We start from the raw sequence: 13,372 nt of genomic DNA on the forward strand, positions 1-13,372 counted from the left end.
AACACACCTCAGTGGGCGACTTCGGAGGGGGAGGGCTGTGTCTCGGATGCGATGTGCTGAGTACCGATCCGCTTGCGGAACACCCAGTAGGTCCACGACTGGTAGAGCAGGACCACCGGAGTGGCGATGCCCGCGCACCAGGTCATGATCTTCAGGGTGTAGGGGCTCGACGAGGCGTTGGTGACGGTGAGGCTCCAGTCCGCGTTCAGCGAGGACGGCATCACGTTCGGGAAGAGCGTGAGGAAGAGCATCGCGACGGCGGCCACGATGGTCAGCCCCGAGAGCGTGAACGCCCATCCCTCACGTCCGGCCCCGGTCGCCGCCAGCGCCGCGACCAGCGACACCACGGCGACCACCAGCGCCGCCAGCGAGGCCGCGTCACCCTTGTCCGCCTGCGTCCAGACCAGGAAGACGAGCGCCAGCGCGGCGGTCACGGTGCCGACCTGAAGCGCCAGCCTCCGTGCCCGTTCCCGGATGTCCCCGATGGTCTTCAGACCGACGAACACGGTCCCGTGGAAGGTGAACAGCGACAGCGTCACCAGTCCGCCGAGCAGGGCGTACGGGTTGAGCAGGTCGAAGAAGGTGCCCACGTACTCCAGATCCTGGTCGATCTTCACGCCGCGCACGATGTTGCCGAAGGCGACGCCCCACAGGAACGCGGGGATCAGCGAGGTCCAGAAGATCGCGGTCTCCCAGTTGCGCTGCCACTGCTCCTCCGACCGCTTGTGCCGGTACTCGAAGGCGACACCCCGGACGATCAGACACACCAGGATGATCAGCAGCGGGAGGTAGAAGCCGGAGAAGAGCGTGGCGTACCACTCGGGGAAGGCCGCGAAGGTGGCGCCACCGGCGGTGAGCAGCCAGACCTCGTTGCCGTCCCAGACGGGGCCGATCGTGTTGATCAGCACCCGCTTCTCCGCTCGGTCACGGGCCAGCAGCCGGGTGAGGACGCCGACCCCGAAGTCGAAACCCTCCAGGAAGAAGTAGCCGATCCACAGGACGGCGATCAGGACGAACCAGACGTCATGCAGTTCCATGACTGTGCAGCTCCCTCGGCCTAGTACGAGAAGGCCATCGGCTTGTCGGCGTCACGGGCATCGCCGCCGATCTTCGTGGGCGGGTTGAGGTCGGCCTCGGTGAGCTGGGGCGGCCCGGCCTTGACGTACTTCGCCAGCAGCTTGACCTCGATCACGGCGAGGATGGCGTAGAGGGCGGTGAAGACGATCATCGAGGTGAGGACCTCGCCCTGGGAGACACCGGGGGAGACCGCGTCGCGGGTCTGGAACAGGCCGTAGACGACCCAGGGCTGACGGCCCATCTCGGTGAAGATCCAGCCCCAGGAGTTGGCGATCAGCGGGAAGGCCATGGTCCACAGGGCCAGCAGCCAGTACAGACGGGTGAGCCGGGACCCGAGCGGCTTGCGCAGCAGCACCAGATGCGGTACCTCGTCGTCCCCGGTCCGGAAGGCGGCCGGGAGCAGGAACTTCTTCCGGGTGAGCCACAGCCCGAGCATGCCGAGGGTCAGGGACGCCATTCCGAAGCCGATCATCCAGCGGAAGCCCCAGTAGGCGACGGGGACGATGGGCTTGTAGTCGCCGGGGCCGAACTGCTCCTGAAGGGCCTCGTTGGTGTCATTGATGCCGGGCACATAGGTGTCGAAGTCGTTGTGCGCCAGGAAGGACAGCAGTCCGGGGATCTCCAGGGCGACCTTGTTGTGGCCCTCGTCGACATCGCCGTAGGCGAAGACGGAGAAGGGCGCCGGGCCCTCGCCGTCCCAGAGCGCCTCGGCGGCGGCCATCTTCATCGGCTGCTGCTCGTACATGATCTTGCCCAGGTGGTCGCCGCTGAGCGCGGTGAGCAGACCGCCGAGGGTCAGGGTGACCAGGCCGAGGCGGAGCGAGGTGCGCATCACCGGTATGTGCTTCTTGCGCATCAGGTGGAACGCGGCGATGCCCACCATGAAGGCACCACCGGTCAGGAACGCCGCCGAGAAGGTGTGCCAGACCTGGGCGATGGTGGTGTTCTGGGTCAGGACCAGCCAGAAGTCGGTGAGTTCGGCGCGGCCCCTCTCCTCGTTGATCCGGTAGCCGACGGGGTGCTGCATCCAGGAGTTCGCGGCCAGGATGAAGTACGCCGACAGCAACGTGCCTATGGAGACCATCCACATACAGGCGACGTGGATCTTCTTGGGCAGCTTGTCCCAGCCGAAGATCCACAGACCGATGAAGGTCGACTCGAAGAAGAAGGCGAGCAGCGCCTCGAAGGCGAGCGGGGCACCGAAGACATCACCGACGAAGCGCGAGTAGTCGGACCAGTTCATGCCGAACTGGAACTCCTGCACGATGCCGGTGACGACGCCCATCGCGATATTGATCAGGAAGAGCTTTCCCCAGAACTTGGTCGCCTGGAGGTACTTCTCCTTGCCCGTGCGGACCCAGGCGGTCTCCAGGCCGGCCGTGAGGGCGGCGAGGGAGATCGTCAGTGGAACGAACAGGAAGTGGTAGACGGTGGTGATGCCGAACTGCCAACGCGCCAGTGTCTCCGGCGCCAATGCCAATTCCACGTCGTCAGTCTCCTTACCTCGCCGTGGACAACGCGGCGACTTGCCCCTTTTGTCACGTACATCGACGGAGCAACCGGGACACGCTTGTGAACGCGTTCACATTCACAAGCAATTATGACGCATACAAGTTCGACGTCCGAGAGCCGGGGGGTACCCAAGGCGACCCGACGGTCCCCAGCGAGCGGGGACCGGACGGCCCCTGGCGCCAAAGGGCTTGCTGGGCCTCCGCGGAGCCCGGCTGAGGACGCGAAAAGGCCCCGGCCGTGAGAAGCCTCACAACCGGAGCCCCACGGTCCGCGGGCCTGCCGCTACTGGTCCTTCACTGCTCCTTGCGGAACGCCTCCGCGACCTTCAGGAAGATGTCGTTGCCCTCGGTCTCCCCGATCGTCACCCGCACACCCTCACCCGGGAACGGCCGCACGACCACGCCCGCCTGATCGCAGGCCGCGGCGAACGCCACCGTGCGCTCCCCCAGCCGCAGCCAGACGAAGTTCGCCTGGGTCTCGGGCACCGTCCAGCCCTGCGCGCGCAGCCCCTCGATCACACGCTTGCGTTCGCACACGAGTGAGCCGACCCGGCCGAGCAGCTCGTCCTCGGCCCGCAGCGAGGCGATCGCCGCCTCCTGCGCCAGCGCGGTCACCCCGAACGGCACCGCCGTCTTGCGCAGCGCGGCCGCCACCGGCTCATGGGCGATCGCGAAGCCGACCCGCAGCCCGGCGAGGCCGTAGGCCTTGGAGAAGGTCCGCAGCACACAGACGTTGGGCCGCTCGCGGTACAGCTCGACACCGTCCGGCACCTCGGGGTCGCGGATGAACTCACGGTAGGCCTCGTCCAGCACCACCAGCACATCGCCGGGCACCCGGTCCAGGAAGCGCTCCAGCTCGGCCCGCCGTACGACCGTGCCGGTCGGGTTGTTCGGGTTGCAGACGAAAATCAGCCGGGTGCGGTCGGTAATGGCGTCCGCCATCGCGTCCAGGTCGTGCACATCGCCCGGTGTCAGCGGCACCCGCACCGACCTGGCACCACTGATCTGCGTGATGATCGGGTACGCCTCGAAGGACCGCCAGGCGTAGATGACCTCGTCGCCGGGGCCGGAGGTCGCCTGGATCAGCTGCTGCGCCACGCCGACCGAGCCGGTGCCGGTGGCCAGGTGGGTGACGGGGACGCCGAACCGGTCGGCCAGCTCGTTCATCAGCGCCGTACAGAACATGTCCGGGTAGCGGTTGAAGGAGGCGGCCGCCGCGGTCACGGTCTCCATCACGCCGGGGAGCGGCGGATACGGGTTCTCGTTGGAGGACAGCTTGTAGGCCACCGTGCCACCCGCGGCGGCGGGCCTGCCGGGCTTGTAGGTGGGGATCCCCTCCAGCTCGGCGCGCAGCTTGGGGCTCGTCTCGCTCACCGCAGTCCTCCTCGCAACCACCGGCGGCGCCTCACCACCGCCGGCCTCCAATACTCCTCACCTTATGAGGATTCGGCGCCCCTGCGTACAGGTGGGAACCCACCTCGTCCACCGCACAAGGCCCCGCGGGGGTGAGGACCGTATGAACGTGCATGAAGGCGTACGAACCGGGGGGCGCGCCCTACATATATCTATGCGCCGGTGGCTCACGCCGTGGCGCGCATCCCTCGTGAAGGTGAGTTGAGACCTCTTCGAAACATCGACTGCTTGGCAGGCGGGTGCGCGCCGACAAGTCACCTCCTGTTGTGAAGCGGCCGAACTCCCTCACTTTCCAAGGGGGTTGACCCGCTTTGACCATGCAGAAACGTGCCTGTCAACGGGTGCATATGCGTCCGCACTACCCCACCTCATGAGCCCTACTATCGGCTCGCCATGACAGCAGCAGGGAAGCACCAGGTGAGCCGCGCGGAAACCTCACGTCGAGGCAGCCGGCCGGGCCGGGCGGGCATCAGAGACGTCGCCGCCGCCGCCGGAGTCTCCATCACGACCGTCTCCGACGCCCTCAACGGCAAGGGCCGGCTCCCGGACGCCACCCGCCGCCATGTCCGTGAGGTCGCCGACCGGCTGGGCTACCGCCCCTCAGCCGCAGCCCGCACACTCCGAACCGGCAAGTCCGGTCTGATCGGCCTGACCGTGACGACCTACGGGGATGAACCTTTCACCTTCACCGAGTTCGCGTACTTCGCCGAGATGGCCCGCGCGGCCACCTCCGCCGCCCTCGCCCGCGGCTACGCACTCGTCATCCTCCCGGCGACCTCCCGCCACGACGTGTGGTCCAACGTCGCCCTGGACGGCACGGTCGTCATCGACCCCTCCGACCAGGATCCGGTCGTCAGCGAACTGGTCCGGCAGGGTTTACCGGTCGTCTCCGACGGCCGCCCGGCCGGAGCGCTCCCGGTCACCGCCTGGGTCGACAACGACCACGAGGCCGCCGTACTGGGCATCCTCGACCATCTGGCCGCCGCGGGCGCCCGGCGCATCGGCCTGCTGACCGGCACGAGCACCGACACCTACACCCACCTGTCGACCACCGCCTATCTGCGCTGGTGCGAACGCGTCGGCCAGGACCCCGTCTACGAGGCCTATCCCGCCCACGACCCCTGCGCGGGCGCCGTCGCCGCCGACCGGCTGCTCGCCCGCCCGGACCGCCCCGACGCCGTCTACGGCCTGTTCGACCCGAACGGCACCGATCTGCTCGCCGCCGCCCGTCGCTACGGGCTACGGGTACCGGACGACCTGCTTCTGGTCTGTTGCAGCGAGTCCACCGTCTACGCCAACACCGAACCGCCCATCACCACCCTCTCCCTGAAACCGCGCCGCATCGGCACGGCCGTGGTGCAGCTGCTCATCGACGCGATCGAGGGGGTCGAGTCGGAGCAGCCGGTGGAGCAGGTCATACCGACCGAGATGATCGTGCGTACGTCGTCCCAGCGGCGCCCGTCGCGTACGACGGTCAGCCCACCGCGGTCGTCCGAGGAGGGGGAGTAGGCGAGGGCCGGCGGCATCCGGTGGAGCCCGTCGAGCGGGTCGCAGCCGGGCAGCCGATGGTGTGGGCCCTGGGTTCCGGCTTGGCGCGACGCGCCACGCCGGACCGGAGACGATCGCGGTGTGGGGTGTGCGGGGTGCGGTGGGTGTGCGCGGCGCCGCGCCGAAGGCGTCCGCACCCCGTGTCACTCCGGTCGCTGACGCCTCTCCCTCCTCCGAGTGGCACGTCGGCGGCCACCCGGCGGGACGAAGTCCCGGCCAATCGGGGCGAAAGCCGCGATGAACTGGAGTCCTGCCTGGATTCACCACCCCTGGGTCATCACATGGCACGATCCGCATTCCTATGATGGGCCCACGACACCGCGGGCCGCTGCGACCAGGCAGTCCGAAAGCGGTGCAGCGGCGGCGCGATGGTGGAGGGGTCGATGACTCAGGGGGCCGGTCAGGGACCCGAGGTGGAGCGGACGGCGACACTGCGTGACTTCCGGGTGCCCGCGTACGTCCACCAGAGCGGCCCGTACCCCCAGGACGGCCACCCCGGCGAGAGCGCGACCGGTCCGGTCACCGAGCCGGTGGGCTACCCGGACGAGTACACGCCCACACAGCGCGACCTCCCCGTCATCAACCGTGGTGACACGCTTCAGGTGACCGTCGACCCCGCGCCCGCACCGGCCGCCCAGCCCGGCACCGGCCCGGGCCCGCTCTATGTCGTCGGCGATGTGCACGGCTACCTCGACGAGCTGCTGGCCGCACTGCGGGAGAAGGGCCTGATCGACGCCGCCGGGCAGTGGTGCGCGGGCACCGCCCGGCTGTGGTTCCTGGGCGACTTCACCGACCGCGGCCCGGACGGCATCGGCGTCATCGACCTCGTGATGCGGCTGTCCGCGGAGGCCGCGGCGGCGGGCGGCTACTGCAAGGCGCTGATGGGCAACCACGAGCTGCTGCTGATCGGCGCCAAGCGGTTCGGCGACACCCCCGTCAACTCCGGCGCCGGCACCGCCACCTTCCAGGCGGCCTGGCTGCTCAACGGCGGGCAGAAGACCGACATGGACCGCCTCCAGGACCACCATCTGCAGTGGATGGCCCGCCTCGACGCGATCGAGGAGGTCGAGGGCCATCTGCTCGTCCACTCCGACACCACCGCCTATCTCGACTACGGCCGCTCCATCGAGGAGGTCAACGACACCGTCCGCGAGACCCTCACCCGCAATGACGCGGACGAGGTCTGGGACCTCTTCCGCAAGTTCACCAAGCGGTTCTCCTTCCGCGACGAGGGCGGCGCGGACGCCGTGCGCTCCCTGCTCGATACGTACGGCGGCACCCGCATCGTTCACGGCCACAGCCCCATCCCCTATCTGCTGGGCGAAGTCGGCTCCGAGGACGGCGACGACGACAGCGGCCCCGTGGTCGAGGGACCGCACGTCTACGCCGACGGCTTGGCCATCGCCATGGACGGTGGAGTGACCATGGCCGGAAAACTGCTGGTCCAGCAACTTCCCCTGACTAACTGAGCGTTCATCGGGCAGGCGCTCCTCCCACGGAGGATCACCGCGACCGCGCAGGGCGGGGCAGGGCCAGGGCCCAATTTCTGCAAACCCCCTGTCACCGCGCGCCGTCACCGCTCTACCATCGGCTTATCCGTAGCAGGCTCCCCTCCGTTTCTGCCCGACGGCTCGTCAGCGTGCGAGCCCCAAGCCCTACGGAGCATCGGGGGATGCAGAAGATGAACAGCGTTCCGCAGCACCTGCTCAGTGAGGACCGCCAGGACTACGAGCGGATCCTCGATGAGGCGCTGCGCTCCGCACCACACCGCCCGGAACTGGCCACTGTCGGCCAACGGCTCAACCCGGAACAACTGCGCACCATGGCGCTGGGCGCCTCCGCACTCATCACGGCGGCCGCGGCCACCGAGTACCAGCACTATGTGAAAGTCCGTGAGGAACTGCGTCAACCGGCGCCGTCCGCCTCGTCGTCCGTGCGTGAACCCGACTCCGCGGAGCAGGGACACGGCGCGATGGGGCTCGCCGCCACCATGGGCGAGGTCGCCGAGACCGCGGGAGCGGGCGCCGTCGCCGTCGTCGCGGTCCTGGCACCCGTCCTCGCCGGAACCGCCGCGGCGATATTCCTGCTCGTCGGCTACATCCTGAAGATGCTCGACCCCGGAGTGGAGATCGCCCAGTCCATGATCACCACCGGATGGGTGTTCGGCGCCGTGACCGCGGTCGCGATCCTGGTCGCCGCCGTCGGGCTCCTCATCACCGCCCTGCGCAACCGGCCCGCCCTCGAGGTGGGGCCGTACGCGGAGCTGAACGAGGAGGTCGGCCGAGCCAGGGAAGCCTGGCGCCAGGCCCTGCTGGAGCGCGGCATCATCCCGTTCCTGCGGGAGGCCCTCACCGAGCAGGACCCGGCCGTGCACCGTACGACCCCGTCCGCCCCGGCCGGACGCATGCCCCACCTGGGCTACGACCGGCCGGGATTCAGCAGCCCCGGCGACGGCAGGGGCTCCCGCCCCAGCTTCAGCAGCCCGGACTACAGCAGCCCGGACTTCGGCGGCCCGGACCACAAACCCGAGTGATCCACGGCTTGCGCCCCCACCCAGGGGAGCGCAAGCCACCGTGCACCCGGCCGACGGCCGTGCCTCCCCCACCGAACCCCGTGGAGAGCACGGCACCACACCGTCAGTCCGCGATCGGCAGATACACCCGGTTCCCGGCCGCCGCGAACTCCCGCGACTTCTCGGCCATGCCCTCCTCGATCTCCACCCGAGTACCACCGTGCTCACGACGGATGTCCTGGGAGATCTTCATCGAGTAAAGCATTACTAGAACCCCCACACGCGCTACGGTCGTACCAGCAGCCCGACTTGGACCGAGGGGGAACACCGTGGGCAAGCGCGATGAGCTGGTCAGCAAGCTGCGAGGCGTGCCCGAGGGACTGCCGTCCGTCGAGGAAGTTCGCGGCATGCTGGCCGCCGATCCCAACTTGAAGTGCGTCGTCTGCTACGCCCGGATCTCGTTCGACGGCCGAGTGAAGGACGCCCACGGCATCGAGGACCAGCACCGCGACATGACGGATGCCGCCCGCAGGTTCGGGTGGCTGGTCGTCTACCGCTACACGGACAACGACAAGAGCGCGAGCAAGGAGAGCGTCGTACGAGACGACTTCGAGCAGCTGATTGCCGATCTTTCGGCCGGAGCGACGCCGGAGGGGTACCCGATTCACGGCGTCATGGCGGTGAACGACGACCGGCTGTACCGACGCCCGAGTGACTGGGAGCGGTATCTGAAGGCGTTCACCTCACATGAGGGGCGCGTCTACCACGACTCGAACGGCATGCAGGATCTCTACGCCGAGGGGTTCGAGATCAAGGGACTTGTGGGGGTCGCCATGTCCCTCAGCGAGACGAGGAAGAAGCAGCGCAGGAGCCGTAACAGCCACCGCAGCCGCGCGATTCGCGGGCAGTCCGTGTCGGCGTGGCGTCCCTTCGGTTGGGAGGACGACAAGCTCACGTTGCGGACGAAGGAGGCCGACGCAATCCGGGGGGCCGTGCACGACGTGATCGCGGGGGCCTCTATCTCGGAGATCACCCGGCGGTGGAAGGAAGCCGAGTTCCTGACGAGCCGTGGGAATGCTTTCCAGTACCAGACGGTCAAGCAGGTCCTGATGAACGCGAGGCTGTGTGGGTACCGCGAGATCAAGGGTGAGCTTGTCCGGGATGGCGATGACCAGCCGATCACTGGCGAGTGGGACCCAATCATCACTCCGAAGGAGTGGTTCGCCGTTACGGCCAAGATCAGGGAGCGGGGTGGCGGGACGGGGACGCCGCGCGGCGGTCTTGTCCACAAGTACCTGCTGACCGGCATCCTGCGCTGTGGCCACGTGTTCGAGGACGGCACGGTCTGCAACAACAAGATGATCGGGCTCAAAGCGAACGACTGGCTGAAGTACCAGCACGCCTACATGTGCAAGAAGACCGTGGATGGCGGCTGCAACAAGACGTACAAGCGCGGTGACAAGACAGACGCGGCCATCGAGGAACTGGTGATCGCGAAACTGGAGCGCGAAGCCGCGACCAAGGCCCAGGAAGTACCGGACTGGGACAAGGCCGATGCGTTGGAGCGAGCCCTGAAGAGTCGGCGTGAACTCGAACGACGTTGGCACGATGACACAGACACGGACATCGACGATCACGCGTTCTTCCGTAATCTCCCTGTCCTCGAACGGCGCATCAAGGAGCTGCGCGCCGATCAGCGAGCACATGAAGCGCTGAAGGCGGAAGCCGAGGAGGCACAGGAAGACATCCGGAAGTCATGGGAATCGAAGACGCTCACGCAGAAGCGCGAGGCGATCAAGAAGGTATTGAGCACAGTGATCGCCGTGCCGGGCGGCAAGGGCAACAAGGCGTTCGACCCCGACCTACTCAAGCCCGTGTGGGGGACTTCCGAATGAGCTGAAGACCCAGGATCTCCCCCAGGCTCCGGAGCTGATCGTCGGAGAGTGGGGGAGATTCACGTACGTGGCGGTCGATCCACGCACGTAGCGAGGCGTCTTCGGACTGTGTGCCCTCTGTCTTCCTCGTGGGAGTGCTCAGGACACATCACCACCGGTCGAGAGAGCTTCCCGCGCGGCCTCACGATTCCGGGCGAGATCTTCGGTGATGCCAGCGGCGATGAGTGCTGCGCCGGGGGTGTGGCCGGAGCCGACGTAGCGCCACTGCCGTTCGGTGATCGTGTCGGGGGTGTCTGTGTGGCCGAGGTGTTGGGCGCGTTCGGCACGTAGTGCGGCGTAGGTGGTGGAGTAGGCGCGGGATTTGGTGAGGATGTGGCCGCGGTAGCCGAGGGTGTGGGCCCAGGCGCGGAGGCGGAGGTGTGCGTATTCGGGGAGGCCGCCGAGGCGCCAGCAGGTTCGTATGAGGGTGCGGACGTGGGTGTTGACGGGGGCGGTGTCGATGTCGTGCCAGGTGGTGAGTGGTTGATCGGTACCTGAGCCGGTATCGCTGGCCCCTTTGGTGACGTACTTGGCGACGTACGCGGCTACAGCGTCGTCATCCGGTCCGTCGCCGTCGGCGTGCAGAGGCCGGATGTCGAGCTGGGCGCCCCAGGCGAGGGTGAGTTCACCGACCGCTGGACTGTAGGGGCTGCGGACCAGGACTCGCCCGGCAGCCGTGCTTACGGCGTCGGTGAGGTGGTCAGTCGTGGCCCAGGTGGGGGATTCGGTGGCGGGTCCGTCTGGTCCGTCGAGGCGGATGATGGCGTGCACGTGGACGGCTGCGCGCTTTTGGTATTCGGCGACGCGGGCGAAGGACAGCCGGGCGTGTGTGCGGAAGTGGGACTGTACGAGGCCGACTGAGGAGGCCAGGCGTCGTCGTACGTCGATGGCGAAGCGGTCCCACAGCTTGGAGGCGTGTGCGTGCCAAAGGACGTGGCCGGTGTAGTCGTAGCAGTCGGCGCACAGAGGCTGTCCGACGGTCGCATCATCCGGCGCGTGGATGGCTCCGCAGCCGAGGGGACGACCGTGTTCGCACTGGCCGCCGTCGCGGCGCGGGCGGCACGGTTCCCCGGTGCGGTGGACGGGCCCGAAGGAGGGTGCGGTCAGGGTGACGAAGAGCCGGGGGCGGTGGCGGACCGTGGCGGGGACGTTCTTCCCTCCGAGGAGGCCCGCGCGGATGAGGTGGTAGGTGTCCCCGGCGTGGAGGCGTGAGCAGGCCGGGCAGATGGTGGCGCGGCGGTTGCGGCAGCGGACGAGGAGGCGTTCGCCGGGTTCGGTGCGGGTGTCGTAGTGGTGGAGGATCTCGCCGGTTGCCGCATCCAGAGTGGTGGTCGAGCCGGACAGGTGGATGGGGTGGGCGCAGCCGCCGGTGGCGGTGACCTGTTCCAGCCAGCGCGGGAACTGGGGGTCTTGGGCGAGGCGGATGGCGTCGCGGTCGGTTTCGGGGAGCTGACGCAGGCGCGCCGCGCGGTCGAGGAGGGCGCGCCTGTCAGCCGGGGTGGCCTCCGGGGTGATGGTGGTGACCTTCCAGGGTGGGCCGCCGAAGCGGCACGGTGGATGAGTGGTGGCGCGGTGTCGGTCATGGCGATCGCTCCCTTGTGTGGGTGGGGGTGGTGGGGTTCAGCGGATGGTTCCGGTGCCCCGGCAGACGCGGCAGCGCCGCAGGCGTCCGGTCCAGGTCTTGCGGGCTCCGTCGCCTTTGCAGTGGGGGCAGCGCACGCGCGGCATGGGCATGGCCGTGTGTCCTTTCTGCTCAGGTGTGGGAGAAGCCGGTGATGGTCCAGGTGACGAGCCCGTGGATGGTGTGGATCACGGGGGTCTGGCCGAGGTAGACGCCGAAGAGGCCGACGCAGACCGCTTCCCAGGCGCGGACATCGCGGGAGCGGACGAGGAGGACGGTGATGATCCCGAAGATCACCGCGAACGTGAACGCCGTTCCTTCGCTGATCACTTGTCGTCTCCTTCCAGCGCGGCCAGCGCACGGCCGAGGGCGGGCAGGTCCGGAGTCATTGCCGCGTGCTTGCGTGCCGTTGCTACGGCTTCCTCAGTCGGTGTGAGGTGGGAGCGGGCGCGGCTCCAGCCGCCGTCCGGCCCGGTGCACACGGCTACACCCCGTTCTTCAGCGGTGATGGCTTGGGCGACGGCCACGGCGTCCTTGTTGAGGTCACCGAGGGTCATTTCGGCGGTGCCGGGGTCGTTGACGCGGTGGCAGATCCGGCCGCCGAGCTGGGCGCGCAGGGCGGTGGCGCCGGGCCCGAGGTCGGAGCCGACCCGCTGTCCGGCGACGACCAGATGCACGCCGAGCGCGGCCCCGAGCTGCGCCAGGCGCAGCAGGAGGGTGGAGCACTGGTCGGCTTCCGCCTTGCTCTCGCGGGTGCCGTCGGACAGGTACAGTTCCGCGATCTCGTCGACGATGACGACGACCGGCACCGGCCGCAGGGTGTCGGGCAGTTCCCAGATGGAGCGGACTCCGGCCGTCCGGCAGGCGCTCATCCGGTCCTGCATGTCGACGACGAGGGCGGACAGGATCGCGACCGCTTCGCGTCGGCAGGTGGCCAGCGAGGACAGCCGTCCGGCGAACAGGCCGAGTTCCATGCCGCCCTTGCAGTCGATGCCGACCAAAGCGACCGGTTGCGGGGCGAGCTGGGTGATGAGCCGGGCCAGCAGGGTGGACTTGCCCGAGCGGGTGGCCCCGGCGATGAGCCAGTGCGGGACCAGGCGCAGGTTCATCACCCACGCCCCGCCGCTCTCCAGTGCGCCGATGAGGGCGGACAGGAGGGCGGTGGGGGCGGTGGCCAGGCCGGGCCGCTGTAAGGGGTCGGTTGCTGTCGCGGTGAGCAGGACGAGCCCGCGTTCGGGCGAGGTGACCCGTACCGCGTGCACTTTCCAGGCGTGCATGAGTGCATCGGCCGCCGCCATGTAGGTGGCCGGGGTCTGGCCTGCGTGCAGCCGCACGGTCACGGTCAGGCCCATGCGGGTGGCGCGGGGGAAGGAGGCCCTGGGGGCCACTGGCCGCAGCGGGTCGCCCTTGACCATCAGGTCCCCGAGCAGCCCGCGGGGCGGGCGCCGGGACACGGCGAGGTCGTTGAGGAGGGCGACCTTGCGCCAGGTGAACACGACCCGGCACGCGGTCAGCGGGTATCCGGTGAGGTACCAGTGCCAGGCCGGACGGTGGCGGCGTACCAGGTCACCGAGCACCAGCATCCAGGCCAGCACTGCCAGGGCGAAGGCGAGCAGCATCGGGCCCATTACGCGTCACTGCCCTTGCCGTGCGCTGCCGGTCCGGTTGCGGGGGTGATGGTGTCGGCGCGGAAGCTGACGCCGCTGCGGTCGCCCATCGACCAGACGAACGCCGTCAGCCCGGTCACCTTCACGAC

General features: G+C 68.5%; 11 protein-coding genes. 4 read left to right on the top strand and 7 right to left on the bottom strand.

Annotated elements, in window-relative coordinates; all coding sequences use genetic code 11:
• Nucleotides 1-8: 8 nt before the first annotated feature.
• The 3 genes from cydB to hisC all read right to left on the bottom strand — a co-directional run bounded on the left by cydB (nt 9) and on the right by hisC (nt 3,962).
• Nucleotides 9-1,037 carry a cytochrome d ubiquinol oxidase subunit II gene (gene cydB / locus KBY47_RS22150; RefSeq protein ID WP_210923344.1) on the bottom strand — a complete coding sequence of 343 codons (1,029 nt, stop codon included), beginning with the start codon at nt 1,035-1,037 and terminating at the stop codon, nt 9-11.
• A 20-nt stretch (nt 1,038-1,057) separates the two neighbouring features.
• Nucleotides 1,058-2,563 (bottom strand): cytochrome ubiquinol oxidase subunit I, encoded by a 1,506-nt coding sequence (locus KBY47_RS22155; RefSeq protein ID WP_210923345.1) that lies wholly within the window; start codon nt 2,561-2,563, stop codon nt 1,058-1,060.
• 319 nt (nt 2,564-2,882) lie between these two features.
• On the bottom strand, nt 2,883-3,962 hold the full coding sequence (gene hisC, locus KBY47_RS22160; protein ID WP_210923346.1) for a histidinol-phosphate transaminase: 1,080 nt from the start codon (nt 3,960-3,962) through the stop codon (nt 2,883-2,885).
• A 432-nt stretch (nt 3,963-4,394) separates the two neighbouring features.
• Between hisC and KBY47_RS22165 the strand changes: the two genes are divergently transcribed.
• The 3 genes from KBY47_RS22165 to KBY47_RS22175 all read left to right on the top strand — a co-directional run bounded on the left by KBY47_RS22165 (nt 4,395) and on the right by KBY47_RS22175 (nt 8,082).
• The gene (locus tag KBY47_RS22165) at nt 4,395-5,510 is read left to right on the top strand and encodes a LacI family DNA-binding transcriptional regulator (protein ID WP_210923347.1); all 1,116 of its coding nucleotides are present in this window, start codon (nt 4,395-4,397) and stop codon (nt 5,508-5,510) included.
• 407 nt (nt 5,511-5,917) lie between these two features.
• On the top strand, nt 5,918-7,018 hold the full coding sequence (locus tag KBY47_RS22170; protein ID WP_247695039.1) for a metallophosphoesterase family protein: 1,101 nt from the start codon (nt 5,918-5,920) through the stop codon (nt 7,016-7,018).
• Nucleotides 7,019-7,221: 203 nt separating this feature from the next.
• The gene (locus KBY47_RS22175) at nt 7,222-8,082 is read left to right on the top strand and encodes a hypothetical protein (RefSeq protein ID WP_247695040.1); all 861 of its coding nucleotides are present in this window, start codon (nt 7,222-7,224) and stop codon (nt 8,080-8,082) included.
• A gap of 103 nt (nt 8,083-8,185) precedes the next feature.
• Here KBY47_RS22175 and KBY47_RS37075 read toward each other — a convergent pair whose 3' ends face one another.
• A complete protein-coding gene (locus KBY47_RS37075; protein WP_282108434.1) occupies nt 8,186-8,314 on the bottom strand; it encodes a hypothetical protein in 129 nt (42 codons plus the stop codon).
• 76 nt (nt 8,315-8,390) lie between these two features.
• Here KBY47_RS37075 and KBY47_RS22180 point away from each other — a divergent pair, with 76 nt between their 5' ends.
• Nucleotides 8,391-9,956 (top strand): recombinase family protein, encoded by a 1,566-nt coding sequence (locus KBY47_RS22180; protein WP_308405231.1) that lies wholly within the window; start codon nt 8,391-8,393, stop codon nt 9,954-9,956.
• Nucleotides 9,957-10,094: 138 nt separating this feature from the next.
• Here the strand turns inward: KBY47_RS22180 and KBY47_RS22185 are convergent, their stop codons facing one another.
• The 3 genes from KBY47_RS22185 to KBY47_RS22195 form a co-directional block, all read right to left on the bottom strand.
• Nucleotides 10,095-11,453: a replication initiator gene (locus tag KBY47_RS22185; protein ID WP_210923373.1), complete on the bottom strand. Its 1,359-nt coding sequence runs from the start codon at nt 11,451-11,453 to the stop codon at nt 10,095-10,097.
• 295 nt (nt 11,454-11,748) lie between these two features.
• Complete coding sequence (locus KBY47_RS22190; RefSeq protein WP_210923351.1) at nt 11,749-11,946, bottom strand: hypothetical protein; 198 nt, start codon at nt 11,944-11,946, stop codon at nt 11,749-11,751.
• Nucleotides 11,943-13,244 (bottom strand): FtsK/SpoIIIE domain-containing protein, encoded by a 1,302-nt coding sequence (locus KBY47_RS22195; RefSeq protein WP_210923352.1) that lies wholly within the window; start codon nt 13,242-13,244, stop codon nt 11,943-11,945. The genes KBY47_RS22190 and KBY47_RS22195 overlap by 4 nt, the downstream gene beginning before the upstream one ends.
• Between the last annotated feature and the right edge of the window lie 128 nt (nt 13,245-13,372).

Source organism: Streptomyces sp. B93 (assembly GCF_018070565.1).
Classification (GTDB): domain Bacteria; phylum Actinomycetota; class Actinomycetes; order Streptomycetales; family Streptomycetaceae; genus Streptomyces.